The 23,795-nt window shown below is 59.0% G+C and carries 25 protein-coding genes and 2 tRNA genes; 13 read left to right on the top strand and 14 right to left on the bottom strand.

All coding sequences use genetic code 11. The features are described 5' to 3' along the window. The first annotated feature begins 138 nt into the window (after positions 1 to 138). From QML71_RS11855 to QML71_RS11830, 6 genes are all read left to right on the top strand, one after another. Positions 139 to 1,953 carry a B12-binding domain-containing radical SAM protein gene (locus QML71_RS11855; RefSeq protein WP_282012141.1) on the top strand — a complete coding sequence of 605 codons (1,815 nt, stop codon included), beginning with the start codon at positions 139 to 141 and terminating at the stop codon, positions 1,951 to 1,953. A 237-nt stretch (positions 1,954 to 2,190) separates the two neighbouring features. Further along, a complete protein-coding gene (gene dapF, locus QML71_RS11850) occupies positions 2,191 to 3,000 on the top strand; it encodes a diaminopimelate epimerase (protein ID WP_282012140.1) in 810 nt (269 codons plus the stop codon). A gap of 27 nt (positions 3,001 to 3,027) precedes the next feature. After that, positions 3,028 to 3,903 carry a 4-hydroxy-tetrahydrodipicolinate synthase gene (dapA, locus tag QML71_RS11845; RefSeq protein ID WP_282012139.1) on the top strand — a complete coding sequence of 292 codons (876 nt, stop codon included), beginning with the start codon at positions 3,028 to 3,030 and terminating at the stop codon, positions 3,901 to 3,903. A 95-nt stretch (positions 3,904 to 3,998) separates the two neighbouring features. Then, positions 3,999 to 4,805, top strand: a complete 807-nt coding sequence (gene dapB / locus QML71_RS11840; protein WP_282012138.1) for a 4-hydroxy-tetrahydrodipicolinate reductase — start codon at positions 3,999 to 4,001, stop codon at positions 4,803 to 4,805. A gap of 6 nt (positions 4,806 to 4,811) precedes the next feature. Beyond that, positions 4,812 to 5,576 carry a molybdopterin-dependent oxidoreductase gene (locus QML71_RS11835; RefSeq protein WP_282012137.1) on the top strand — a complete coding sequence of 255 codons (765 nt, stop codon included), beginning with the start codon at positions 4,812 to 4,814 and terminating at the stop codon, positions 5,574 to 5,576. Continuing rightward, positions 5,576 to 6,301, top strand: a complete 726-nt coding sequence (locus QML71_RS11830; RefSeq protein ID WP_282012136.1) for a formylglycine-generating enzyme family protein — start codon at positions 5,576 to 5,578, stop codon at positions 6,299 to 6,301. Before QML71_RS11835 ends, QML71_RS11830 begins: the two co-directional genes overlap by 1 nt. Before the next feature lie 15 nt (positions 6,302 to 6,316). Here QML71_RS11830 and QML71_RS11825 read toward each other — a convergent pair whose 3' ends face one another. The 12 genes from QML71_RS11825 to QML71_RS11770 all read right to left on the bottom strand — a co-directional run bounded on the left by QML71_RS11825 (position 6,317) and on the right by QML71_RS11770 (position 17,296). Continuing rightward, the gene (locus QML71_RS11825; protein ID WP_282012135.1) at positions 6,317 to 6,919 is read right to left on the bottom strand and encodes a GNAT family N-acetyltransferase; all 603 of its coding nucleotides are present in this window, start codon (positions 6,917 to 6,919) and stop codon (positions 6,317 to 6,319) included. Between the two features lie 112 nt (positions 6,920 to 7,031). Beyond that, entirely contained in the window at positions 7,032 to 9,614 is a 2,583-nt protein-coding gene (locus QML71_RS11820; RefSeq protein WP_282012134.1) for a sensor histidine kinase, YfiR-like protein-associated, read from the bottom strand. Positions 9,615 to 9,963: 349 nt separating this feature from the next. Then, the gene (locus QML71_RS11815; RefSeq protein ID WP_282012133.1) at positions 9,964 to 10,446 is read right to left on the bottom strand and encodes a hypothetical protein; all 483 of its coding nucleotides are present in this window, start codon (positions 10,444 to 10,446) and stop codon (positions 9,964 to 9,966) included. Between the two features lie 78 nt (positions 10,447 to 10,524). Further along, positions 10,525 to 12,318: an SUMF1/EgtB/PvdO family nonheme iron enzyme gene (locus tag QML71_RS11810; protein WP_282012132.1), complete on the bottom strand. Its 1,794-nt coding sequence runs from the start codon at positions 12,316 to 12,318 to the stop codon at positions 10,525 to 10,527. Between the two features lie 19 nt (positions 12,319 to 12,337). Further along, positions 12,338 to 12,940, bottom strand: a complete 603-nt coding sequence (locus QML71_RS11805) for a peroxiredoxin family protein (protein ID WP_282012131.1) — start codon at positions 12,938 to 12,940, stop codon at positions 12,338 to 12,340. Between the two features lie 45 nt (positions 12,941 to 12,985). After that, complete coding sequence (locus QML71_RS11800; RefSeq protein WP_282012589.1) at positions 12,986 to 13,207, bottom strand: NifU family protein; 222 nt, start codon at positions 13,205 to 13,207, stop codon at positions 12,986 to 12,988. Positions 13,208 to 13,263: 56 nt separating this feature from the next. After that, entirely contained in the window at positions 13,264 to 13,518 is a 255-nt protein-coding gene (locus QML71_RS11795) for a YfhL family 4Fe-4S dicluster ferredoxin (RefSeq protein ID WP_282012130.1), read from the bottom strand. A 49-nt stretch (positions 13,519 to 13,567) separates the two neighbouring features. Continuing rightward, the gene (locus QML71_RS11790) at positions 13,568 to 14,023 is read right to left on the bottom strand and encodes a M67 family metallopeptidase (RefSeq protein ID WP_282012129.1); all 456 of its coding nucleotides are present in this window, start codon (positions 14,021 to 14,023) and stop codon (positions 13,568 to 13,570) included. Positions 14,024 to 14,139: 116 nt separating this feature from the next. Next, positions 14,140 to 14,439 (bottom strand): 2Fe-2S iron-sulfur cluster-binding protein, encoded by a 300-nt coding sequence (locus QML71_RS11785; protein ID WP_282012128.1) that lies wholly within the window; start codon positions 14,437 to 14,439, stop codon positions 14,140 to 14,142. Next, positions 14,433 to 14,780, bottom strand: coding sequence for a hypothetical protein (locus QML71_RS11780; RefSeq protein ID WP_282012127.1), 348 nt, complete (start codon positions 14,778 to 14,780; stop codon positions 14,433 to 14,435). The genes QML71_RS11785 and QML71_RS11780 overlap by 7 nt, the downstream gene beginning before the upstream one ends. A 70-nt stretch (positions 14,781 to 14,850) precedes the next feature. Beyond that, a complete protein-coding gene (locus QML71_RS11775; RefSeq protein WP_282012126.1) occupies positions 14,851 to 15,891 on the bottom strand; it encodes a rod shape-determining protein in 1,041 nt (346 codons plus the stop codon). Further along, positions 15,884 to 17,296: a diguanylate cyclase domain-containing protein gene (locus QML71_RS11770; protein ID WP_282012125.1), complete on the bottom strand. Its 1,413-nt coding sequence runs from the start codon at positions 17,294 to 17,296 to the stop codon at positions 15,884 to 15,886. Before QML71_RS11770 ends, QML71_RS11775 begins: the two co-directional genes overlap by 8 nt. Positions 17,297 to 17,651: 355 nt before the next feature. On the opposite strand from QML71_RS11770, the gene QML71_RS11765 reads away from it, so the two are divergent. Together QML71_RS11765 and QML71_RS11760 are read left to right on the top strand one after the other, a co-directional pair. Continuing rightward, positions 17,652 to 17,727: transfer RNA gene (locus QML71_RS11765), tRNA-Val, on the top strand. 125 nt (positions 17,728 to 17,852) lie between these two features. Then, positions 17,853 to 17,929 (top strand) — tRNA-Asp (locus QML71_RS11760). A gap of 141 nt (positions 17,930 to 18,070) precedes the next feature. On the opposite strand, the gene QML71_RS11755 is transcribed toward QML71_RS11760, so the two are convergent. After that, positions 18,071 to 18,634: a DUF2059 domain-containing protein gene (locus QML71_RS11755; RefSeq protein WP_282012124.1), complete on the bottom strand. Its 564-nt coding sequence runs from the start codon at positions 18,632 to 18,634 to the stop codon at positions 18,071 to 18,073. Positions 18,635 to 18,783: 149 nt separating this feature from the next. On the opposite strand from QML71_RS11755, the gene QML71_RS11750 reads away from it, so the two are divergent. The 4 genes from QML71_RS11750 to pnpS all read left to right on the top strand — a co-directional run bounded on the left by QML71_RS11750 (position 18,784) and on the right by pnpS (position 22,769). Beyond that, the gene (locus QML71_RS11750; RefSeq protein WP_282012123.1) at positions 18,784 to 19,515 is read left to right on the top strand and encodes a TlpA family protein disulfide reductase; all 732 of its coding nucleotides are present in this window, start codon (positions 18,784 to 18,786) and stop codon (positions 19,513 to 19,515) included. A gap of 27 nt (positions 19,516 to 19,542) precedes the next feature. Further along, entirely contained in the window at positions 19,543 to 20,166 is a 624-nt protein-coding gene (locus tag QML71_RS11745) for a class I SAM-dependent methyltransferase (RefSeq protein WP_282012122.1), read from the top strand. A 111-nt stretch (positions 20,167 to 20,277) separates the two neighbouring features. Further along, the gene (locus QML71_RS11740) at positions 20,278 to 20,970 is read left to right on the top strand and encodes a response regulator (RefSeq protein WP_282012121.1); all 693 of its coding nucleotides are present in this window, start codon (positions 20,278 to 20,280) and stop codon (positions 20,968 to 20,970) included. Further along, complete coding sequence (gene pnpS / locus QML71_RS11735; protein ID WP_282012120.1) at positions 20,967 to 22,769, top strand: two-component system histidine kinase PnpS; 1,803 nt, start codon at positions 20,967 to 20,969, stop codon at positions 22,767 to 22,769. The genes QML71_RS11740 and pnpS overlap by 4 nt, the downstream gene beginning before the upstream one ends. On the opposite strand, the gene QML71_RS11730 is transcribed toward pnpS, so the two are convergent. Next, positions 22,766 to 23,383: an Lcl C-terminal domain-containing protein gene (locus QML71_RS11730; protein WP_282012119.1), complete on the bottom strand. Its 618-nt coding sequence runs from the start codon at positions 23,381 to 23,383 to the stop codon at positions 22,766 to 22,768. The two genes, pnpS and QML71_RS11730, sit on opposite strands and share 4 nt — an antisense overlap. Before the next feature lie 105 nt (positions 23,384 to 23,488). On the opposite strand from QML71_RS11730, the gene QML71_RS11725 reads away from it, so the two are divergent. Further along, positions 23,489 to 23,794: a Rieske (2Fe-2S) protein gene (locus tag QML71_RS11725; protein WP_282012118.1), complete on the top strand. Its 306-nt coding sequence runs from the start codon at positions 23,489 to 23,491 to the stop codon at positions 23,792 to 23,794. The last annotated feature ends 1 nt before the right edge of the window (position 23,795 follow it).

Genomic DNA, 23,795 nt, shown 5'->3' with positions numbered 1-23,795 from the left:
TGTGCCGGCAGGCGTGGATCGGGTGGTGAATTTTCGGGAAAGCGTAGGATCATAAAAAGAAAAGTGATATGATTGGGACCATATAGAAATGAGCGTGTTCCGGTTGATGGATTGGGTCGGAAGGGAACTGAACGCACCATGAAAATTCTCCTTATATTTCCTCCAGACTGGCTGCCCTCGGAGCCGTATCTCAGCCTGCCGGCGTTGACGTCGGTGCTGCGTCCGGCGGGGCATGAGGTCATCCAGCGCGACATCAATGTCGATATGTACGACCTGATGTTCAGCGAACGGTTCCTGCGCCACGTGCAGAAACGCATCGAGTTCGAGCTCCGCCACTTGCAGGTGGTGGCCGATCAGCGGGGCCTGGACGAGGAGGAAAGCGAGCTCAGGCGGCAGCTGGAGGTCTGGGATGAGTCCAGCCTGCAGGCCCTCATCCGCGATGCCACCGAGGCCAAGCGCATTCTCCGCTGCGACGATTTCTACGAGATCGACCGGCTGGAATGGGCCAGCCACATTCTGCATACGACGATGGCCTACATCAGCCTCGGTTATTATCCGGCGCAGATCTGTTTCCCGCCCATCGAGACCGAACTCGTTTACAAGCCGTTCATGTCCAGCGAAATCCTGGAAGCGCTGGACGACAACCAGATCAATGTCTATCGCGACGTGTACCGGTTCCTGCTGGCTGACGTCATCGAGCAGGAAAAGCCAGATGTGGTGGGGCTCTCCATCGTGCAGCAGAAGCAACTCATCTCGACGTTCACTTTTGCCAAGATGATCAAGGAGCAGGCGCCCGATACGCACATCACCATCGGCGGCAACATCGTCACCCGCCTGCGCGACGCGTTGATGGAAAAAGGCGGGCTGTTCCAGTTCGTGGACACGGCGGTTTTATACGAAGGCGAAAGCGCGTTCCTGAAACTGATCGATGCGCTGGAGGCGGGCGAGACCGATCTGGGCCATCTGCCCAATCTCATCTGTCGCACCGAGCACGGTTTGCAGAAGAACAAGGACGTGTTTGCCGAGAACATGGACCAACTGCCGCCGCCGGATTTCGACGGGCTGCCGCTGGAAAAATATTTTGTGCCGCGCCTCATCCTGCCTTATCTGGCGACGCGCGGCTGTTACTGGGGCCGCTGCACCTTCTGCGATCATTTCCAGGGCTATGTCGAAGGCTACCGCACCAAACAGATCGCGCAGATCACCGAAGAGATCAAATTCCTCAAAGACAAATACGGCAATCGCCATTTTCATTTCACCGACGAATCGTATCCGCCCGCCCTGTTCCGCAAGCTGTCGCGGTCTTTGATCGACAACCAGATCGACATTGCGTGGACGACACACATGCGGTTCGAGGAAAGCCTGCTGGATGAGGAGGTGTGGGACGACGCGGCCAAGTCCGGTTGCCGTTATCTGCATTTCGGCTACGAGTCGGGGAACAAGCGCGTGCTCGACCTCATGGACAAGGCGACCCATCTGGACGCCATCCGCACCAACCTGCGCATGTCGTCGAAGTTCGGCATCTGGAACCACATCATGGGCTTTTTCGGTTTCCCCGGAGAGACCGCCAGCGAGGCCGAGGACAGCAAGCGTTTCTGCCACGAGAACCGCAACCACATTCATTCGCTCGGCTTCATGACCTTCGTGCTGGGCCGCTTCAGCCCCGTCGCCATGGAGCCGGAAAAATACGGCGTGTCGGCGTACAAGAACCCGGAATGGGACTTGGCCCTGGATTATTACTTCACCGTCGATGACGGATTGAGCGTTCAGGACGCGCTGGAAGTGTTCGACGAGTTCGAGCGGGATCACGATCCCAAGTGGGATCTGCGCACGGCGGTGCGGGAATATATCTTTCTGTATGTGGACCATTTCGGCACCAACGAGCTGACGCAGTTGCACGTTCGTCCCTACCAGCGTCCCGCCGTTTACAACAATCCCGTCGGCATGGTATAGACCACTCACCGGGACCATCGCGCCAATCGGGTTGGCCCCCGGCCCTTTCGCATTCCTCCGGACTCCATTCCCATTGACGTCACCTTGGTCCCGTTAGCCCGGCTGTCTTTTGCTCCCCTGGGCGGTTTGACCGGTCGTTGAGGGCTGTGCTAAACTCACTCCGCTCTCACCAGGTTGAATCCTTCGTGGCATCGCCTGCATCCTAAATCCAACAACCCGTTTTACAAGGTTTCCATAATGAACATCTCTTTCACCAAAATGAGTGGAAGCGGCAACGATTTCGTCATCATCGATAACCGGGATGGCGTGGTTGCCGATGCCATCAAACGTGATTTTGCCAAGAAGGTCTGCCGGTTGAAGGATTCCGTCGGCGCCGACGGCGTGATCTTTGTCGAGAACACGGAAAAAGCCGATTACAAGTGGGATTTTTACAACAACGACGGCTCGTCGGCCGAAATGTGCGGCAACGGCGGCCGCTGCGTGGCGCGTTTTGCATTTGAAAAAGGCATCGCTTCCCAAACGCATTCGTTCGAGACCATGGCCGGGATCATCAGCGCCGAGGTCAATGGACCGATGGTGAAGGTGAAGCTGACGCCGCCGGAACACATGCAGGAAGGCCTCGACCTCGAATTCGAAGGCGTGCATTACAAGGTGGACAGTGTCAACACCGGTGTGCCGCACGCCATCGTCTTTTCCGAAGACGTGGAGAAGGAAGACGTGACGGCGATCGGCCGAAGCATCCGCTACCACACCGTGTTTGCTCCGGCGGGCACCAATGTGGACCTGGTACAGCGGCAGAACGGCGGTTTGAAAGTGCGCACCTACGAACGCGGCATCGAAGGCGAAACCCTCGCCTGCGGCACCGGCGCGGTGGCTTCCGCGTTGATCGCCATGCAGCGATTCGAGATTCAGTCCCCGGTCGAGGTGGAAACCCGCGGCGGGGAAGTGTTGAAAGTGCATATCGAGCCCAACGAAGGCGGTCTGCCCACGGTGTACCTGGAGGGCATGACCAAACTGGTTTTCGAAGGGAACCTCGTCGAACTCTGATCCAATCCTCAACCCACGGAATCCGCCATGTTTGAAGGCTCCCTTGTCGCCATCGTCACGCCGTTCAAGAACGGCAAGGTCGATACCCAGGCGTTTCAAAAACTCCTCGAATTTCATATTGAGAACGGCACCCAGGGCGTGGTGCCCTGCGGCACCACCGGCGAGTCCGCCACCCTGACCCACGACGAGCACAATCAGGTGATCCAGCAGGCGGTCGAGGTGTGCAAGGGTAAAATTCCCGTGCTGGCGGGCACCGGCTCGAACTCCACCGCCGAAGCCATCGAGCTCACCAAACACGCGGAGGAGATCGGGGCCGACGGATCGCTGCTCATCACGCCGTATTACAACAAGCCGTCGCAGCAGGGGCTGTACGAGCATTTCACTGCCGTGGCCAAAGAGACGAAGCTACCCATCATCCTGTACAACGTGCCGGGGCGCACCTCGGTCAACATGTTGCCTCCGGTGGTGGAGCGGCTGGCGAAAGACTGCAAAAACATCGTCGGCATCAAGGAAGCCTCCGGCGACCTGATGCAGATCAGTAGTGTGGTCGATCGCTGCGGTGACGACTTCATCGTGCTGTCGGGCGACGATGGCCTGCTGTGGCCCATCCTCGCGGTGGGCGGCAAGGGCGTGATCTCCGTCACCGCCAACGTGGTGCCGGACAAGATGGCCGCGCTCTGCGCCAGCGCCGCCGAAGGCGATATGAAAACGGCGCGGCAACTGCACTATGAACTGATGGCGCTCAACGACGTCCTGTTCATGGATACCAACCCGGTGCCGGTGAAAACCGCGCTGGCGCTCATGGGCAAGGTTGCCGAAGGCCTGCGTCCGCCCCTGTCCAAGCTGTCCAGCGAGCACCTGGAGCGGTTGAAGACGACCCTGAAGCAGTACGCCTTGATTTAAAAACGCACACCCCCCGCCCCGCCCGGATTCCGCTTGCAAAGGCGCGCGGGTTTATTGTCCAATAAAAACAGGAACACCCTCTCAGGAGACGCACTTTGATTAACGTAGGCGTGGTTGGCGCTGCCGGCCGTATGGGACGCAACATCATCGCCAGCATTGAAGACACCGAAGGCGTCGCCTTGGGCGGCGGCACGGAAGCGGCCGGGCATCCGGAACTGGGGCGCGACCTGGGCGAGCTTGCCGGGCTGGCTAAAATGAATGTGGTTCTCACCGACGATGTGACGGCCTTGGCCGAGGCGTGCGATGTGATCATCGATTTCACCCTGCCGGCAGTGAGCATGCACACGCTGAAGGCGGTGGTGGCGAAAAACAAGGCGGTGGTGTTCGGCACCACGGGGTTTTCCGCCGAACAGAAACGGGAGATCGAGCAGGCGGCGCAAACCATCCGTTGCGTGCTGGCGCCCAACATGAGCATCGGCGTCAACGTGCTGTTCAAGGTGGCGGGCGAGGTGGCGCGTGCGTTGGGCGATGCCTACGATGTGGAAATCGTCGAGGCCCATCACAAGTTCAAAAAAGATGCGCCCAGCGGCACCGCCGTACGCGTCTCCGAAATCATCGCCGAGGCGTTGCAGCGCAACCTCAATGAAGTCGGCGTGTACGGACGCAAGGGGTTCAGCGAAGGCCGCGGCGAAAAGGAGATCGGCGTGCACACGCTGCGCGCCGGCGACATCATCGGCGAACACCGGGTGATGTTCGGCGGCATGGGCGAGACCCTCGAAATCTCCCACCGGGCGCAGAGCCGCCAGACGTTCGCGCGCGGATCGGTCCGCGCCGCCGAATGGGTTGCCGGTCAGCCGCCGGGATTGTACGACATGCAGGACGTATTGGGACTGAAGGAGTAGGCAGCCATGCCGGGTCTGAATTTCAAGCTGGACCGCCGCGTGTTTCTGAAGGCGTTTTCGCTTTCGGCGCTGGCCTCCCTGTGGCCCGGCAAGGCCGGCAGCACCGTTCAATTCCAGAACGACGAACGCTTTCCCTCCCACTACATCCAGAACCGCGATGTGCCGGGGTTTTTCATCCGCTCTGCCAACCCGTTTCCCGGCGTCAACATGGACGAATGGTCGCTCAAGGTGAAGGGTTTGGTGGAGAACCCGCAGACGTATCGCTACGAAGACCTGTTCGGGTTCAAAATGATTGCGCAAACCTCGCGTCTCAAGTGCGTCGAATGCTGGTCGGCCAAGGCTGAGTGGGAAGGTTTCCACATAAGCGAGTTGGTGGACAAGGTGAAACCGAAGCCGGAAGCGAAGTATGTGGCGTTTCAATCGGCGGATTCGTATTACGAAAGTTACACGCTCGATGAATTGTTGCGCGACCGCATGCTGCTGGTGCTGCGCATGAACGGGAAAACACTTTCGGCCAACCACGGTTTTCCACTGCGCTTGATCGCTCCATTCAAGTACGGTTACAAGAACATCAAGTACATCACCGGCATCGAGTTCACCGACGACCGCAAGCGCAACTACTGGGCCGACTTTGGCCCGTATTCCGTGGATGGCACCATCCAGCCGGGCATCGACCATCCGCTGGACTACGGCAAGAAGCCGTTGTCCATCAACGGTGGCGAGGTGTTCCACTTCTTCGACAAGCGGCCGGACCTCAAACGGAAAGGCTGATGACCTGGAAAAGGCGCTGCCTGCCGTTTTGGTTTTTATGCGTGGCGCTCGTTGCCTGTTCCGACAGCGACGTTGAGCAGATTGCCGTCACCGTTCCCCCCGGTGTCACCGTTCCCGAGAGCATGGTTTACATCCCCGCAGGCGAATTTGTCTCCGGCGACCCCTCCGATCCCAAAACCGCGCTGGGCAAGCGCGTGCATCTCGACGCCTATCTCATCGATCGTTATGAACTGAGCCGTGGCGAGTACAGCCGCTTCGACGCAGAGTACAAGGTGGATGCGAGCGTTGTGAAATTCCCCAAAACGCAGATCAGTTATGAGCGGGCCGCCGCGTATTGCCAGTGGGCGGGCAAGCGGTTGCCGACGGAACAGGAATGGGAGAAGGCGGCACGCGGCACCGACGAGAGAAAGTGGCCGTGGTTGCTCTACCAGCCCCATCCCAACAACGGGTTTTCCGGCTTCCTGCCGGAGCCGGTGGACAAGCGCGATGAATGGATCAGTCCCTATGGCGTGTACGGCATGGGTCACAATATCTGGGAATGGACGTCCACGGATTACGACTACAATGGCATGCCCGGCGATGATAAGGGGAGGTTCAAAGTCATCCGCGGCGGCCTGTTGCAGAGCCACCTGAAAATCGATTTCACCCCCACCTGGCACCGCAACTACATGGACCCGCGTGCGCGTTACAATTTTCTCGGATTCCGCTGCGCGAAGGATATTTGAGGTGGACGGTCCGGATTAGATTTTGAATTCCAGGCGGCGCAGATTGTCGTGGAGGCGTTTGAACGATTCATTGGTTTTATCGTGGACGACGTGGAGCAGGCCGGGACGATCGAGCCCCTGCAAATCCAGGGTGCGGCGCAGGGACCCGTCCTGCGAACAGGGGATCAGTGTGAACTCCAGGCATTGCAGCACGCGGTCCACGGCGGGGTGCTGCGTGGACGCGCTGAGTGTCTGCAACGAATCTTCCAGAGTTTCCAGCAGCAGCCCCAATCCCAGATGGATCAGGCAGCGGCCAATGCCCATGCCGCGGAATCCGTTGGGCACAATAACGAGATCCAGCCGCGCATTGTAGGAAATGCGTTGTTGGGAATCGACGCGGGGGAACGCGACCAAAGAAATGCAGCCGATCGGATCATTTTTATAAATCAGGACGAGGACGTTGTGATTTTCCTGCAGGGCGGTGGGGCTGGTGTCGAGCAGGCTCACCAGTCCGGGTTCGAGAAAGCGGAAACGTTTGAAAGTGGTCACGTCGCCGAATTGCAAAGCCATGTGTGGATACGCAGACACACGCTTCGCGATCACATGGCAGGCATCGGTATTTAAAACCCGGGAGTTCATGGTTTCCTTATTCTTAAATAGAGGCGTGTATCCAGTATAAGGGCTGTTGAGCTTTTGCCAAGTGGAGGAGCTGGAAAAAGTCGGGGACGGATTTTAATCTGGCTGAAATCAATCAGTTTTTGGGTTGGACCTGCTCCAGGATTTTCAGGATGCCGTCCATGTCGTAGGTGTGGATGTACCCTTTCAGGTGGGCAGCCAGCTCCTTGCCGTCGCCACCCTCCAGAGCTTCCAGGTATTTTTTGAGTTGCGTGATATTGTAAAATTCGGCGGCTTCTTTCAAATTGTTGAGCAGTGCGGATGGAATCGAGAAACCCGAAAAATCGTCGGGCGTGGGAAGAGTTTTCTGGTCAGGCTCCGGTTCTATGTAATCGAATTTTACTTGCAGCAGTTTTTGCAGGGAATTGAACACTTCCTGTGTCCGGAACGGTTTGAGGATGATGTCGTGGCAACCCAGTTGCAGGAACCGTTCGATTTCGTGTTCCAGCACCGAGGCGGTGATGACGACGATTTTAAAGCGGTCGTTGCCGAACTCGCGGATGATTTCCTGAATGGCGCGGGTGCCATCCATTTTGGGCATGCGAATGTCCATAAAAATGATGTCGGGCAGGTGTTCGCGGGTCTGAGCCACGGCTTCCAATCCGTCTTCGGCTTCCAGCGTCTCGACGCCGATGCTGCTTAGAAACCGGCACAGCACCTCGCGGTTTTCCTCCACATCATCCGCGATGAGCGCCTTGATGTGCTGGCCGGCTTCCAGACGGGACACCACCCGTTGTTCATCGTCCGGGATTGTGATGTCGTGGGGGGGAGGCGGTAGCTTGATGGTGAAGTTGAAATTGGTTCTGCGTCCGACCTCCGACTCCACATTCAACTCGGAACCCAGCAGCATCACCTGCTTGCGTGCAATGGCCAGGCCCAGCCCGGTGCCGCCTGTTTTGCTCCCTTGCGTGCCCTGACGGAACGGCTCGAAAATGGAATTCAGTTCTTCCTGTTGAATGCCCTGGCCGGTGTCCGTAACGTCAAAGCGGTACTGGTGGTTGTCCAGCATGGTGACGCCGACTGTGATCCTGCCGGACTCGGTGAATTTGATCGCATTGCTCAAAAGGTTGATCAGAACCTGTTTCAATTTCGCTTCATCGCCGAGCACGATGGCCTTTTGATCGGGGACAGAATGGAATTCCAGATCCAGCCCCTTTTGCTCGCTGCGCAATTTGAACATGGAGTACAGATGGTCGAGCAGCAGGTCCAGATTGAAGGGCGCCGGTTGCAACTCCATGCGCCCGGCCTCAATTTTGGAGATGTCGAGGATATCGCTGATCAACGCCAGGAGGTTGCCGCCGCTTGAGATGATGGTGTCCACCGCCTTGCGTTGTTCGGGGTCCAGCCTCCGGTCGCGTTGCAGGATCTGCGAGTAACCCAGAATGGCGTTGAGGGGAGTGCGGATTTCGTGGCTCATGTTGGCGATGAAAGTGCTTTTCGCCATGTTTGCCGCCTCTGCCGCCACCTTGGCGTGCTGCAACTGCCCTTCAAAATTTTTGCGCTCGGTGATATTGGTGCACAATCCGCACAGTCCGTAGATTTCGTTGTTCGCGTCACGCAGAGGGAATTTGACCGACAAATAGGTCTCGGCGACCTCGTTCTGGATGATCAGTTCTTCGGTTTCTACGGACTGGCCGGAGTTGAGCACATCCTGTTCCTTCAGGAAGAAATGTTGCTGCACCTCTGGCGGGAATATGGCTTCCGAGGTTTCTCCCCGGACGTCGTCGTTCTTCAGATCGAATAGATTTTCAAACTGATGATTGACCAGCAGGAAACGGCGCTCCCGGTCTTTCATGTAAACCACAGGCGTGGCGTAGTCGAGCACGTTCTGCAGACGTTGCTCGCTCTCGCGCAGGGCGTTCTCAGACTTTTCCCGAACCTCGATTTCGCGCTGCAGGTCCCGGGTGCGTTCTTCCACCTTGGCTTCCAGTTCGTCATGCGCCTTCAGCAGGGCCCGGTCGCGTTCCTGAATCTGGCCGAGCATGGCGTTGAACTGGTTGACGAGAAATCCCAACTCGTCTTCGCGATCCTTTTCAGCGCGGATCGAAAAGTTCTGTTCTTTGGAAATGCGGTTGACGGTTTCAGTAAGGTGAAGGATGGGATTTGAAACCATGCCCTGCAGGCGCGACGACAGGAAAAATGTGACCAACAGGGACAGGACGAATACGGTTCCGGCCACGACGCCATACTGATTGAGCCTGTCGTGTAAAAGATGACTGTCGGATTGAATGTAAATGGTGCCGATTCTTTTCCCGTTCACCGTGATGGGATGGAACAGCTCGATGCGGTCGTCTTCCGTGGGCGGGGACGACCACAGAGGGGGGTTGGGAAACGCCTCCTCTCCTTTATCGTTTCGGTGATAATGTGCAAACAGCTCTCCCTGCCGGGTGTACAGAGCGGTGGCGATGATGCGGGAGTCCATTTTTAGGGTTTGCAGGGTCTCCCGCGCGGTTTGGGGATCCTGAAAACGCAGGGAAGCGGCGCTGTGCGCCCCGATAATCTGGGCGAGGCCCTCCAGTTCCCGCGTTTGGGTGCTGTGGAATGTCCTGATGTCGTAAATACTTAAGCCGATGACCGCAAGCAGCAGGGCCACCGAACTGGCAAGCATGATGATGCTGATGAGCTTTTTCCGGAGGGAAATGTTTTTCCAGAAATCCATGGGCCGCCGCGTGATCTGAAAGTGAATTCTCCCTTCCTATTGTAATGAGAAAATCCGAAAAGCGAAATTTTTTCGCCCCCAACTCCAAAAAGAGAAAGCCCCACACCGGCGGGTGTGGGGCTTTCCATGCTGCTTGCGGAGACTCCAGAAGAAATGATCGGGTGAATCACTTCAAACCGGAGGCTCCCACTGTACTGTGACTAGACAATGGATCACCTCCTTTCATCCAGGGGGTGGTTCATCGCGCTCAGGACGCCCTGGCTCCCATTTGCGCAACCCTTCATTCCGATTGAATCATAAAAATCCAATCGAGAAAACAGATTTTGCGAAGGGGGTTTGCGCGGGCCTGTCAGTACCCGCGCAGGTGCTGGCGGATTTGCTTGGCCGCCATTTCATACAATTGATGTTCGGAGCCGCCCAGCAGGCCGCCTTCCACGCGGGTGTGTATTTCCCACGCGCCCAGCATGCCCTGTTTGCCCATGAGCGCCACCTTGACCACAAGGCGCGCCTCGGCGGCATCGCTGATGCCGAATGTGAAAAACCGTTTCAGGCGGCTGCCCGCCGTGTAGCGGTCGATCTGGAACTTCAACTCCCAGCGCGCGTCTTCGGGGTCGATGGCGACGATGTACAGGGAGTTGCGGAATTCATCTTCCAATGCGAGTTTGAGTTGCATGCCGGGATCGGCCAGCGTCCCCTGGGTTTCCGTAATGTGGTTCAGGAAAATGGTATTGCGGTGTTCGGTCCATCGCTTGTGGGTGGTGGACTCGAAATGCGTGCAGGCGCCCAGCGATAACATCATCGCCAGGCCGATCGGTAAAAAAATTTTGGTCATCAGAACTCGTTCTCCAGAATCACCCTGGGTCTCAGGGGTAACAGGTTTGCCAACGGGAATTTGAATTTTCTGTTTGGATTAGGACAACCACTCCACCACTTTTTCTTCGAATCCACTGAACCAGATTTGCAATTCGATCGGGATCATGCTGTTGAAGTAGGTCAGGTACCCCGAGGCGAGCGCATAGCCGAGAAGGATCAGCAGCAAGCCGCTGAACACGTTCGTGGAATGCAGCAGCAGCGAATGCTTGCCGACCTGCACGTTCCAGCCCTTGCCGCGCAACATGCGCCAGAACCAACTGTCCTTGCTGAGGTGGCTGCAGAACGCCGACAGAATGACCAGCGGCATGCCGAGGCCGACGGCGAAAAAGAACAGCAGCGTCATGCCTTGCAGAATGGTTTTCTCCGATGCGGCCAGGATCAGGATGCCGGACAGGATGGGGCCGACGCACGGCGTCCAGCCCATGGCGAAGGTGGCGCCGAACAGGTAATAACCGACCAGGGTGGAGGTCGGCGCATTTTGAAATGTCGCGCCGGAAAACCCTTTGCCGAACACAGTCATCACGCCGAAGATCAACACCAGGATGCCGCCCCAGGTGGTCAGCGAAAACAGGTAATCCCGCAACAGGCTGCCCAGAAAACTCGCCGATGCCCCCATCAGCACAAACAGCGATGCCAGTCCGCAGAAGAAAGCGAAGGAGTTGAGCGTCATGCGCGTGCGCGATGTTTGCGCGGTGACGGCGAAGTACGCCGGCAGGATCGGCAGCGTGCAGGGCGACAGGAAACTGAACAGGCCCGCCGCCAGTGACAGGATGCACAGCACGATCAGGTTGGTCTGGGGCAGCGCCGACTCCGGTTGAAACGGATTGGACGCGCCGGCGGCGAACAGGCTGTCGCTCTGCGCTGAAGATTCCGGAGACGCGCCGAAGGCATCGGTTCCCTTGCCGAAAGCGGGCGGGTTGCCGGAATTGGATTGCGTGTTCGACAGCGCGGCCTGTTTCGAGTCCGTAAAATGTTTGGGTTCGCTGGAACTGGCGCAACGGAATCCCACGTCCGGGCCCATGGAAGCGGGCGGCATGTACTGGCGGTACCCGGCGCGTGCAAATTCTTTCAGCACGATCTCGTAAAAATTGCCGGGGAAGTGGCCGATGTTGGCGGCCGAATGGCCGCGCACCACTTTCTGCTGCTGTCCGAATCCCGCCAGGGTTTTGTCGTTGCCCTTGTAGGCGTTGTAATCGTCCGCCACCCATTCCCACACATTGCCGACCAGATCGTGCACGCCTTCCGGCGTGGCCCCTTCAGGATGGCTGCCCACCGGGGTCAGTTTCAACCGCGTCCGGGAATCGCCGGACAGAGCGGCCTTGTTGATATCGAACTCATTGCCCCAAGGGTACTCGCGTCCATCGGCGCCGCGGGCGGCGCGTTCCCATTCCTTTTCCGTCGGCAGGCGTTTGCCCGCCCAGTCGCAGAAGTTGGACGCATCGTACCAGGAGACCCACACCACCGGCAGGTCTGCCTGTCCTTCCGGGTAGGTGCCGTTTTCCCAGTATTCCGGCGGCACCGCGCCCAGGTCGTCGAGGAACTGCTGGTAGCGGCGGTGGGTCACTTCAAAACGGTCGATGTAGAACCCCTTCAGGAAGGGTTTTTGCTGCGGCTGTTCATCCTGGTAAAGCGGCTTGGGCACGCCGACGGCCAATAGATCGCCGGTCTCATCGACCCGATCGGTGCCGAATAGAAACTGCCCGGCGGGGATGTGCACCATGTCGCCTTCCAACGCCCGGTCCGGTTGTTCGCCGTGCGCGAACAACGCGGAGGCACCGGGGCCGAGGCAGGCCAGGCAGATCAGAAATGTAAAGAGTGTGCGCAATGTCATATCCGGATAGTGGGTTGCATCAGGGAGCCGAAGCGGTGCTCTTCATCGGGCCGGCCGGGGATTGTGAGGGTCCGTTCAGCAGGTCCCTGAAATAAGCGAGGGTTTCCGGCTTGGACCAATCCTCGGCTCCCGTGAGCACGCCAAGAATGCGGCCTTCGGGATCGATCAGGAACGTGGTCGGCAGGCTGTGCACGCCGTACCGTTTGCTGATTTCCTGATCGGGGTCGAGCAATACGGGAAACGTCAGATCGTAAGCCGCCATGAAGGGCGTCACCACGCGCGCGCCGAAGGGATCGTTGGAGATGCCGAGTACGGTCAGGTTGTTTGTCTGAAAGCGGCGATGCAGCGCTTCCAGAGAAGGCATCTCGATTTTACACGGACCGCACCACGTGGCCCAGAAGTTGAGCAGCAGGTAGCGGCCGCGGTAGTCATGCAAGGACCGGTCTTCGCCGTGCAGGGATTTTAAAGTGAACGCGGGCGCGGGGTCGGTATCGGGACCGGCGGCTGCGGGAGCGTGGGCAAGCAGCACCGCTGCGAGCAACACAGCAGCCCAACCCCGGTTGTGCCTGAAACGAAAACGACCCGGCTGGCACAGCGGCCGGGTCGAGCATGTCTGACTCATAAGCATCGAAACGGAATGGCCGGGGTTCCCCCGGCACGTGTCAAATTACTCAACCGCCTCTATACAGCGTACCATGGGAATGGCTTTTTTCAAGGCGCGTTCGATGCCCATTTTGAGGGTCATGGTGGAACTGGAGCAGGAACTGCACGAGCCCACCAGGCGTAACTTCACGATCCCATCGTCGATGTCCACCAACTCCACATTGCCGCCGTCCTGCATCAGTTGCGGCCTGAGGGTGTCGAGAACGGACTCGACTTCATCTTTCATTTCGTCAGCCAAGGTTCTGATTCCTTGTTATTGAGGTTCCGGGTTGCGCCACCCGATCAGTCTTCATCGCCGACGAGAGCTTTTTTCTTCGCCAGAAGTTCCTCTTCGGTTTCCTCGTGTTCCGGATCCTTCGGAATGCAGTCCACCGGGCACACTTCCACGCACTGGGCTTCTTCGTACCAGCCCACGCATTCGGTGCAGTGTTCCCAGTCGATGACGTAGATTTCGTCACCTTCGGAAATGGCTTCATTCGGGCATTCGGGTTCGCAGACGCCGCAGTTGACGCAATCTTCGGTGATCATCAAAGCCATGATGTATTTCCTCCAACAAAAACAGACCGGCTGTTTTCAGATCGGGTTTTCAATCCCATTTTTCAAACGACTCGGTACCAGGGTTCCATTCAAAGAACGCCTGATCCCGTATTTCTCCATTATACACGGAAATGACCAGGTATCGGGCCTCGGGATAGGTCGGTTGACCGTCAAACAAGGCCATTGCTTTATCCTCGTCCGAAAAGTACGCATCGTGATCCGGATGCGAATGATAAAACAACTTGATCGCCAGTTTTTTTTGATCCGCCTCCCGCAAAATCCCCATCAACTCCTTGGGGTCGATGTAGAAGGCGGTGCGCGCATCGCGCACGAACATTTTCGGGTCCTTTTCGTGCAACTGGTTCTGAATGTTGGTGCAACGAAACAGGATATCCTCTGCGTCCGTATCGGGCTTGCCGATGATGATCCCACAGCACTCGTAGGGGTACTCTTCCAACGCGTGTCGGCGCGCATCCTCCAGCATGTCCGCAGCCAGTGAGATCATGTTCAATGTCCTATTTTGGTTCCCGAAATCGGGGTTTGTCAATCAATTTCTGGGACGGTTCAGAGGCCGGCCGGGCCCGCAGATCAAAGACCTAACCTCTGAATCCACAAGTGTTTTTAAACGTGCGACCGGATCACGAGATTGTCCTCGACCTGGATCTGGCAGGCCAGCCTGAGATTGGGGTTTTTAGCGATCGCCTTTTTGAGGTTGTTCTCTTCAACTTCATTGCGGGGCGCTACGTCCCCGGCCACCACTTCCACCCGGCAGGAGGAGCACAGGCCGCGTCCCCGGCAGTTCAAAATCTTGAAGATATGCTGATAGATGCCAACTTTATTGGAGATGGCGGCCTCGCGCAGGTTGGTTCCCGGCTCGACCTGGATGGTGCGGTTTTGTTTTTCGAATTGAATGGTCAACATGCTTCCACCTGTACGAAGTCACCCAAATGTCCTTTGCCCAGATAGCCGTGAAACGCGCTGCCCACCGTGGTGCAGGCGGTGGTCATGTGCACGTATTCGCACTGGCCGTCATCGGCTTTCAGCACCCCGACCTGGGTGTATGGGGGGATCTGGCCGCCGCAATTGGCGCATTCCACCGAATGGGTTTGACAGATCGTTATAAGACAGGACCGGCACACCACGGGGTTGAAGACATGCACGTCCTGGCCCTCGTACTCGAGAACCGTCGGCAGGGATTCCACCGCGACGCCGCATTGGCAGCAGGAATGGGTGGTGTGAGCATTCGGTCTGGTATCGGTCATCAACGATCTCGCCACACTTCAGTGGAATTGAGGCCATTGTATATCAAAGCAGGTTCAATTCAAAGCGGGTTCAATTGATGCAAACTTTTCTGTATTCGCTGAACTGGTCGATCACCTTGCCCGCGCCCTGCACGATGCTGAGCAGCGGGTTCTCCGGCAGGTTGACCTTGAGGCTGGTGGATTCTTCGAGCAGTTTGTCGAGGCCGCGGATCAAGGCGCCGCCGCCGGTCAGGTAGAGGCCGTTGGTGTAGATGTCGCCGGAGAGTTCCGGCGGGGTTTTTTCCAGTGCGCGCAGCACCGCCCCGGCAATGGCGCTCAACGGTTCCCTGAGGGCTTCGCGGATTTCCTCGTCGTTGACCAGGATGGAGGTCGGCACACCGGTCTTCACGTTGAGGCCGCGCATCTGCGTGGTCAGCGGTTTGGGCAGCGGGTAGGCGCTGCCGACGGCGATCTTCACGCGCTCCGCTTCGAAGATGCCGACGTTGAGATGGTGCTGGATGCGCATGTAACGCTGGATGGCCTCGTCCATTTCGTCGCCGCCCAGGCGGATGGATTCGCCGTAGGCGATGGAGGACAGGCAGGTCACAGCCACGTCCGAGGTGCCGCCGCCGATGTCGATGACCATGTTGCCTTCCGGCAGGTGCACCGGAATGCCGACGCCGATGGCCGCCGCCATGGGTTCTTCCACCAGATAGACTTCGCGCACGCCGGACAAAAGCGCCGCGTCGATCACCGCTTTCTTCTCAACCTGCGTGATGCAGGTGGGGATGCCCACCACCATGCGCGGTTTCACCAGACGGTAATGGGTCAGCACTTTTTTGATGAAGTACGAAATCATTTTGTTGGTGATTTCGAAGTCGGCGATGACGCCGTCTTTCATCGGGCGAATGGCTTGCAGCTTGGCGTGAGTGCGGCCGTACATGCGCTTGGCTTCGAGGCCCACCGCTTCCACGCGCGGCGTGCCGAATCCGTTGTTGCTGACGGCGACGATCGACGGTTCGTTCAGCAGAATGCCCTGATTGCGGACATAGATCAGTGTGTTGGCCGTGCCCAGGTCCATGGCGACGTCCGAGGTGAACAGGTTGAGAAGACTGCTCCATAAACTAGGCATGTACGTTGTCTCCGGTAGGGGCGATGCGGGTCAGGGACGAAACCAGGAGGGCGGTCAGATGGTCTCCGTCCTGTGGATATGCGGCGGCGCCGAATTCCAGTGCGGGCCGGTACGGGGTGTCGCCGCACGGGATCGCGGGTTCTGTCAGGTGCTGCTGGATTTGCGATTCGTAAGCCAGAGCCTGCTCGCAATCCAGATTGACCAACAGCACCGCAAGCGAGGTTTCCCCGGCTTTGAAAATCAGTTTGGGTCGCGGCAGCAGCGTGGACAAGCGGCTGGCGGCTTCGTTCAAAATCGTTTCGCTCGCCTCAAATCCCTGTTTGCGCGACAGGGTATCGAGATTGGTGAAGTGGATGCTGAGCATGCTGATCTGGCGGTCGGGGCTGAAGATTTCATCTTCCACGCTGACCGACTGCACGGCGGCGAAATGCGGCGTATGCAGATGGCGGCGGGCGGGGATGTCCTCCGGCGCGCGGCCGGATGCGCCCAGGGCCGGGGACTGCGCCGCAAAGGTCGTCATCCACAACAGCTTGCCCAGATCCACCGGTTGCAAACCGCCGACCCGCTGCGTGGCGCACAGAACGGCTCCCGCCGGGTGCCGTTTCAGGTTCATCGGCACCGCCAGCAGCGAGGCGAAGTTCCCGGCGTTTTCGTTTTTATGGAACAGCACGAACGGCCGGTTCTTGGTGTCGCCGATCAATACCGGGCTGCCGGATTTCGCGGTCTGGCCACAGAGACCCACTCCCCATTCCAGAGCGAGGTCCTTGAGACCGGGATTCCAGCCGCGCGATGCCGCCAGGCGGCCGTCGCCCTGTTCGTCGAACCACACCACGGCCATTGCGTCCATCTGCATGATGTTTTTCGGAATGTGCACGAAGCGTTCGCTCAGGGCGCGCAGGTCCGGCGACTCGGCCAAAAAGCGGCACCATTTGAGCAACGCCGCAAAATCCGTCGGCTCGCCCTGAAACGAAACCGGCGAGCTCTCCCGCTCCAGGTGCCACAGGATCTGCTGCATCAACGGCGTCATCATTTTCTGCACTTTGGTGGAGAACCCGTACTGCTCCTTCGAGTCGATGTACAACAGGCCTTTCAGCATGTCCTCGTCCACCAGCGGGATCAGCATCAGCGATTTGATCTCTTCCTTTTTGCGGTAGAGGTCCAGCTTCGGCGCGGCCTCGCGGGAAAAATCCATCGTCACCGTCTTCAATTCAAACGCGGCGCGGCCCAGCACACCCTGACCGATTTTGAACGATGCGTCGGAGCGAACCTGCGGACTCAGCGACAGCTGGGCGCGCAGCGTCAACGTCTCCGCATCCGGCTGCAACACGAACAGGGCCGTGGTGTAGGCGTCGGCGACATTGCTGATGATGTCCATCAGGTTGCTGAGCGGGTTGTCAATGGTCATGTTGCAGGTCGGTTTCCCAATATGGCGCGGTGCGAACCGTCGCGCACAGGTGAATGATTGAACGCCGCCGTTCCGGCAGGCTCCAAGGTGCCCGCAGGCAGGCAGGTGATCAAGCGGCGGGTCCGGTGCGGGCCGGTTGCGGCCCGCGAACAATCTCCCAGGTTGCAATAACCCGTTTAAAATAAATATTTTAAAGCCCGCCTGCGAGGGTGTCAATCGTTTTGCCGGACGGCGGGAAAGGCCGGGGCGCGGGAGTTCTCAACGCCCGGCGCAAATACCTTGACAGAATCTGAAGGGCTGCATATACTCCTAGCCTCTTGCACGGATTTTTTGTTATGATTCCGGAACATAGCGTGGGCTGATAGCTCAGCTGGGAGAGCATCGGCCTTACAAGCCGAGGGTCACAGGTTCGAGCCCTGTTCAGCCCACCATTTTTTTCTTATTGGATCCAGGCCGGGGGCCGGAAAGGGAGCGCATCCTCCCCTTTGTGACACCGTTCCCATCCCATCCATAAAGACGCAGCACGGGGACGAGGCCCGTCCCCCACGACCAGAGCGGGGTCGTAGTTCAGTTGGTTAGAACGCCGGCCTGTCACGCCGGAGGTCGCGAGTTCGAGTCTCGTCGGCCCCGCCATTTTTTTAAGAAGGCCGTGAAAACGGCCCCAGCGGACCGCCCGATTTTTTGTTATCGAATCGGGCGATTTTTTTTTGCGCGCTGTTCCGGCCCGGCGCCGGATTCCCGCGCATCCCCGGAAGTTCCCGCTGGATCAGCGGCTTACCGGCCTTGCGGCACGCGGTCATCGACGGCGTCGTCCATCTCCGGCTCGCCCAGCTGGTACTTCTCCTTCAACGCTTGCAGCCGCTGCCGGATCACGCCCGATTCACCCAGCCGTTTGCCCCACTGCCGTCCGGCCTCGGAGGACGCCTGCATCATCTCCGGCATGCGTTCCACCCACTTGCGGTAGGCGGGCGTCTGGAACGTGGCGATCAGTTGGCGGATTTCATCGTGCGTGAAGGTGCGGTCATACACCGGCAGGATTTCCTCGATCAGGCCGCCCAGGTCGTCATCGGTGATGAGGGTGTTCAGAAAATCGTCCCAGAACGCTTTCGGGATGTTCTGGTTCTTGTAGGCGGCTTTCAGGATGTTGGCGTAGCTTTGCAGCATCAGCGGGCGGAACTGTTTGAGACCCTTGATGGTGCCGGAGACTTCCATCAGGGTCTGAATGTCGCGCTTCTTGGCGGCATCGATCTCCGCCGACGCCGGGACGGCGAGCACCCACCCTGCCAACAAGATAAAACTCACCGCTGCCGCTTTAAAAACCGTCTGCCGGGTGTTCATGACCGCCCCTCCTTGAAAATTCGAAGAAAAAATGAAATGCTTCCTACTATAACCCGGCTGTCAGAAATAGAAAGGCATCTTTGAACCCGCAAGCGCGGCGACCGGGTTTGCCCCGGGGGGCCCGCGCCTTGGAATCAGGAGGTCCTGCCATGGAGACGACGTACAACTATCCCCGTTTTTCTTCCGAGTATTACGATTTCTCGGAGTTCCCCGGACCCAGGCCGGGCGAGACCCTTCCCGATATTGCGGTCACGGATCTGGAAGGCAAGCCGGTGCGCCTGTCCGATTTTCGCGGCCAGCCGCTGGTGCTGGAAACCGGCAGCGTCACCTGTCCCATCTACGTGCAGGAAATCCGCCCGATGAACCGCCTCGCGCGCGACTACCCGCATGTGAAGTTCCTGACGCTGTATGTGCGCGAAGCGCATCCCGGAGAGGAGTTGCATGAGCACAAGGACATCGAGGACAAACGCCGCTGCGCCGCCATGCTGGCCGCCCAGGACGGTGAGAAGCGGCAGATCCTGGTGGACGATCTCGATGGCAACGCGCACCGCCAACTGGGCGGTTTCCCCAACCTGGTGTACGTCATCGATGGAGAGGGCACGGTCATCTTTCGCGGCAACTGGAATCACCCGGACAAGGTGGAAGAGATTCTCCAGTCCGGCGACTTCACCAGCGTGCGCCATCGCGATCTGTACGGCCCCGACTTCCCCACGCCGTACACCATGTACCGGGTGCTGGCGCGCGGCGGCAGGCTGGCGTTCTGGGATCTGGCGAAATCCATCCCGCGTCTGTTGAAAAACCACAAGGTGGTGGAACAACAGGGCAGGCGGCAGGAAGAAACCCACCGGCCTCAACCCAAAACCGAAGCCACGGCGGGGTAATCCCCGTATGCCGTACGGCAGGACATCATGGGATTTTACGAAGAGCACATCCTGCCGCGCGGCATCGACTGGGTGCTGTCGGCGGAACGCTTTCACACGGTGCGCCAGCAGACGGTTGCGGGCGCCATGGGCGTGGTGCTGGAAGTGGGCTTCGGCTCCGGACTCAACCTGCCGTTTTACCCCGATGCGGTGAGCAAACTGTACGCGCTCGATCCCTCCCGCGTGGCGCGCAAACTCGCGGCCAAACGCATCCGCCGCGCGCCGTTCCCCGTTGAGTTCGTCGCCTTAAAGGAAAACGGCGTCATCGACCTGCCGGATCAGTCGGTGGACGCCGTCGTCACCACCTTCACCCTGTGCACCATTGCGGACGCCGCCGCCGCGCTCAAAGAATTCCAGCGCGTGCTCAAGCCCGGCGGGGTGTATCATTTTATGGAGCATGGACGCGACCCCGATCCCAACATCGCCCGCTGGCAGGACCGGTGGAATCCCATCCAGAAATGCCTGGCGGGCGGCTGCCACGTCAACCGCCCCATCGCGCAGCTCATCCAAGACTCCGGCTTCACCCTCCACGCGTGCGACAACTTTTACCTGGATGGACCGAAACTGTTTACTTATATGTATAGCGGTGAAGCGATCCTCGCTTCTTCATAATACAACGCTCCATTTTCTGCGGTCTCTCCCCACATCCAAACAAAACGCTAACCGGATTCAAACACGGGGGCCGTTTAATGGTACGATATGAAACGAATTTTGGAGGGTCGCATGACCGCAGAAAAGATACTGGTGGTGGAGGACGAGGAAGACATTCAGGAACTGCTCCGTTACAACCTGTCGCGCGAGGCGTTCAAGGTCACCTGCGTGGACACGGGCGAGAAGGCGCTCAAGCAGGTGGCGGCGGAGGTGCCGGACCTGGTGGTGCTGGACCTCATGCTGCCCGGCATCGACGGCCTCAATGTCTGCCGCTCGATCAAAACCGATGCCGCGTTGCGCGACATCCCCATCATCATGGTCACCGCCAAGGGTGAGGAGAGCGACGTGGTGACGGGTCTCGAAATGGGCGCGGACGATTACGTCACCAAACCCTTCAGTCCGAAAATTTTTATAAGCCGCGTGCGCGCCGTGCTGCGCCGCCGCACGGAACCGGCTCCCGCCGAGGACGGCGTCCTCACGGTGAAAGACCTCAGCATCCACCCCGGCCGCCACGAGGCCAAGGTGAAGGGCCAGAAACTGGACCTCACGTTCACCGAGTTCCGCATCCTGCAAATCCTGGCGTCGCGCCCCGGCTGGGTGTTCACGCGCGGGCAGCTGGTCGATGCCATCCGCGGCGAGGACCACGCGGTCACCGACCGCTCGGTCGATTTCCAGATCGTCGGCCTGCGCAAGAAGCTGGGCGACTGCGCCGATTACATCGAAACGGTGCGCGGGGTGGGGTACCGGTTCCACGACGACGCATGATCAACAAAACCCTCCATCACCAGATCTATCTCTCCTACCTCCTTCTTACGTTCATCGCGCTCGGCGCCATCGGCTGGTACTCGCTCAGCTCGCTTCAGCAATTTTTATACGACCGCACGTTTCAGGACCTGGAGGCGCGCGCCCAGCTGGTCGAGACGCAGACCCGCGATCTGTTCCACGCCGGCAAGCACGCGCCGCTGCGCCAACGGGCGGACGAGTTGGGCAGGGCCGGAGGCATGCGGGTGACGCTGATCACGCCTGAGGGCAACGTGATCGCCGACTCGCACCGCGACCCGTCACAGATGGACAATCACGGCACGCGTCCGGAAGTGGTGAAGGCGCTCAAGGGCGAACACGGATCGTCGCAACGCTACAGCCACACCCTGAAAACCGAATTGATGTATGTGGCGGTGCCGCTGCGTCACAATGGCCAGGTGACCGGTGTCGTGCGCACGGCGTTGCCGTTGACGGTCATCCACGAAATGCTGGAGGGCATCACCTATAAAATCGCGTTGGCCGGTCTGGTCATCGCGCTCATCGCCACCCCGATCAGCCTGCTCGTGTCGCGCCGCATCAGCCGTCCGTTGCTCGCCATGAAGGAACACGCCGAGCGGTTTGCACAGGGCGACCTGCGCTCGCGCATCCACGTCAACGGGCCGCAGGACATCGACAACCTCGCCTTTGCGCTCAACACCATGGCGGCGCAACTTGACGAACGCATCCGCACCATCACCGCCCAGCGCAATGAGCAGGAAGCCATCCTCGCCAGCATGGTGGAGGGCGTGATCGCTGTGGACAGCGACGAGGCCATCATCAGCATCAACCAGTCGGCGGCGCGGTTTCTCGACGTGCGTATGGAAGACGCGCAGGGGCGCAGCGTGCCGGAGGTGTTTCGCCATTCGCAGATTCAGGACTTCGTCAAGCGCGCGCTCAAAAGCGTGGAGGCGGTGGAGAGCGACCTGGTGCTCGACCGCCCGGACGAGGAACGCTATCTGCAGGCGGTGGGCGCGGTGTTGAAGGACGCGGGCGATGTCACCATCGGCGCGGTCATCGTGCTCAACGACGTCACGCGGTTGCGCCGGTTGGAAAACATGCGCCGCGATTTCGTCGCCAACGTGTCGCACGAGTTGCGCACGCCGATCACTTCGATCAAGGGCTTCGTCGAGACGCTGCTCAGCGGGGCGATGCAGGAACCGGAAAACGCCGAGCGGTTTTTACGGATCGTTTCCAATCAGTCGGATCGGTTGAACGCCATCATCGACGACCTGCTCAGCCTGTCGCGCATCGAACAGGATTCGGAGAAGGGCGGGCTCGTCATCCAGGAAACGGAGTTGCGCGGATTGCTGGAGACGGCCATCCAGCACAGCAGCCGGCAGGCGGAGGAGAAAAATATCCGTATCGAGGTGGACTGCGACGCGGCGCTCCAGGTGGCGCTCAATCCGCCGCTGTTCGAGCAGGCGCTGGTCAACCTCGTGGACAACGCCATCAAGTACAGTGAAAACGACACCTGCATCCGCGTGACGGCGCAGGCCTCGCCTCACCAGGTGGTGGTGTCGGTGGCCGACCAGGGGCGCGGCATCCCGCGCGAACACCTGCCGCGTTTGTTCGAACGGTTTTACCGCGTGGACAAGGCCAGAAGCCGGCAAATGGGCGGCACCGGACTGGGCCTTGCCATCGTCAAGCACATCGCGCAGGCACACAACGGAAAAGTGAGTGTGCAGAGCACAGTGGGCGAGGGCAGCGTCTTCCGCATTCATGTGCCGCGCGTCGAGGCGGGGGAGCCGGCCGGGAATGCCTAACGCGGGTCGCGCACCGCGCGCGCGCCGCCGTGTTTGCAGAACGACAACCTGCGGACGTTGACCAGGCCTTGTGGAAAATAAAACGAGCGCGCGCAGCAGTCGGTGAGTTGGGTCTCCTCCTTTTCACTGGACCAGTACCAGTAGGCCGCGCCGGGTGAAAAGGCCTTGTCGAGATGCAGCGGGTGTTCGGGGTCCTCATCCCAGGCGAGTATGTTTTCCTTGGTGTTGTCGTAAATGCTGCCCAGTTCCCGAATGTTGGGCATGCGCCAGTCGGTGTATCCGCCCGTTTCGAGGTTGCGGACATAGAGGTCCGCGTCGGACCAGTTGAGGCAGCGGCCGAGTTCCGCGTAGCTGTCTTTCTGCGTCCACATCAACCCGTTGGCGTCGGTGAGGGTGCCGTCGCCGTTGTCGATGAAATGGGTTTTCGGCGGGGGCGGAGGGGGAGGAATCCACGCCGGCGCCTCGAAGGGTTTGTCATGGATGTAATGGCTGGGGTCGGCGGCGAAGGCACGGCCGGTGACGGCTCCGCTGAGCGCAAAGCCCAGCAGGACGGCCACCATCGATACCTTGAACGGAGTGGCCTTTCCTCTCCGGTAATATTTTCCGAAAAACACAGGGCCTCCTTCTTCTTTTCAGATCCCAGCTTTTTATATCATACTGGCTGCAATGAAATCGATACTCTTTTAATGGACGCAGGTTTGCAGGAAAGGAATCGAATCATGGCCAAACACAAAGTCTGTAAGACAGGCGATCTGGCGGAAGGCGAGGGCAACAAGTTTGAGATCAACGGACAGGATATCGCCGTGTATTGCGTCGAAGGCACATTCTGGGCGACGGCGGACTTCTGCCCGCACCGCGGCGGCTCGCTGGGGCATGGCAAGCTGGACGGCAAAACCATCATCTGTCCCAATCACGGTTGGCAGTTCGACATCACCACCGGCGAATGCCTCAACAATGTCAGTGGTGAGGTGGACACGTTCACGGTGTCGGTGGAAGGCGACGAGGTGTTTGTCGAGTTGCCGTGAG

The organism is Nitrospina watsonii (genome assembly GCF_946900835.1).
GTDB lineage: Bacteria > Nitrospinota > Nitrospinia > Nitrospinales > Nitrospinaceae > Nitrospina > Nitrospina watsonii.
Note: the sequence above shows the minus strand (reverse complement) of the source record. Positions and strands in the feature narration are given on the sequence as shown.

Excerpts from the sequence above, each read along its gene's own strand:
- QML71_RS11825 (WP_282012135.1), bottom strand. The coding sequence starts at position 6,919 with ATGAACTCCCGGGTTTTAAATACCGATGCCTGCCATGTGATCGCGAAG.
- QML71_RS11780 (WP_282012127.1), bottom strand. The coding sequence starts at position 14,780 with ATGACCGATACCAGACCGAATGCTCACACCACCCATTCCTGCTGCCAA.
- QML71_RS11835 (WP_282012137.1), top strand. The coding sequence starts at position 4,812 with ATGCCGGGTCTGAATTTCAAGCTGGACCGCCGCGTGTTTCTGAAGGCG.
- dapF (WP_282012140.1), top strand. The coding sequence starts at position 2,191 with ATGAACATCTCTTTCACCAAAATGAGTGGAAGCGGCAACGATTTCGTC.
- QML71_RS11755 (WP_282012124.1), bottom strand. The coding sequence starts at position 18,634 with ATGAACACCCGGCAGACGGTTTTTAAAGCGGCAGCGGTGAGTTTTATC.
- QML71_RS11855 (WP_282012141.1), top strand. The coding sequence starts at position 139 with ATGAAAATTCTCCTTATATTTCCTCCAGACTGGCTGCCCTCGGAGCCG.
- QML71_RS11750 (WP_282012123.1), top strand. The coding sequence starts at position 18,784 with ATGGAGACGACGTACAACTATCCCCGTTTTTCTTCCGAGTATTACGAT.
- QML71_RS11725 (WP_282012118.1), top strand. The coding sequence starts at position 23,489 with ATGGCCAAACACAAAGTCTGTAAGACAGGCGATCTGGCGGAAGGCGAG.
- pnpS (WP_282012120.1), top strand. The coding sequence starts at position 20,967 with ATGATCAACAAAACCCTCCATCACCAGATCTATCTCTCCTACCTCCTT.
- QML71_RS11805 (WP_282012131.1), bottom strand. The coding sequence starts at position 12,940 with ATGAGTCAGACATGCTCGACCCGGCCGCTGTGCCAGCCGGGTCGTTTT.
- QML71_RS11770 (WP_282012125.1), bottom strand. The coding sequence starts at position 17,296 with ATGACCATTGACAACCCGCTCAGCAACCTGATGGACATCATCAGCAAT.
- QML71_RS11790 (WP_282012129.1), bottom strand. The coding sequence starts at position 14,023 with ATGATCTCACTGGCTGCGGACATGCTGGAGGATGCGCGCCGACACGCG.
- QML71_RS11800 (WP_282012589.1), bottom strand. The coding sequence starts at position 13,207 with ATGAAAGATGAAGTCGAGTCCGTTCTCGACACCCTCAGGCCGCAACTG.
- QML71_RS11740 (WP_282012121.1), top strand. The coding sequence starts at position 20,278 with ATGACCGCAGAAAAGATACTGGTGGTGGAGGACGAGGAAGACATTCAG.
- QML71_RS11810 (WP_282012132.1), bottom strand. The coding sequence starts at position 12,318 with ATGACATTGCGCACACTCTTTACATTTCTGATCTGCCTGGCCTGCCTC.
- QML71_RS11820 (WP_282012134.1), bottom strand. The coding sequence starts at position 9,614 with ATGGATTTCTGGAAAAACATTTCCCTCCGGAAAAAGCTCATCAGCATC.
- QML71_RS11775 (WP_282012126.1), bottom strand. The coding sequence starts at position 15,891 with ATGCCTAGTTTATGGAGCAGTCTTCTCAACCTGTTCACCTCGGACGTC.
- QML71_RS11785 (WP_282012128.1), bottom strand. The coding sequence starts at position 14,439 with ATGTTGACCATTCAATTCGAAAAACAAAACCGCACCATCCAGGTCGAG.
- QML71_RS11830 (WP_282012136.1), top strand. The coding sequence starts at position 5,576 with ATGACCTGGAAAAGGCGCTGCCTGCCGTTTTGGTTTTTATGCGTGGCG.
- QML71_RS11795 (WP_282012130.1), bottom strand. The coding sequence starts at position 13,518 with ATGGCTTTGATGATCACCGAAGATTGCGTCAACTGCGGCGTCTGCGAA.
- QML71_RS11815 (WP_282012133.1), bottom strand. The coding sequence starts at position 10,446 with ATGACCAAAATTTTTTTACCGATCGGCCTGGCGATGATGTTATCGCTG.
- QML71_RS11745 (WP_282012122.1), top strand. The coding sequence starts at position 19,543 with ATGGGATTTTACGAAGAGCACATCCTGCCGCGCGGCATCGACTGGGTG.
- dapA (WP_282012139.1), top strand. The coding sequence starts at position 3,028 with ATGTTTGAAGGCTCCCTTGTCGCCATCGTCACGCCGTTCAAGAACGGC.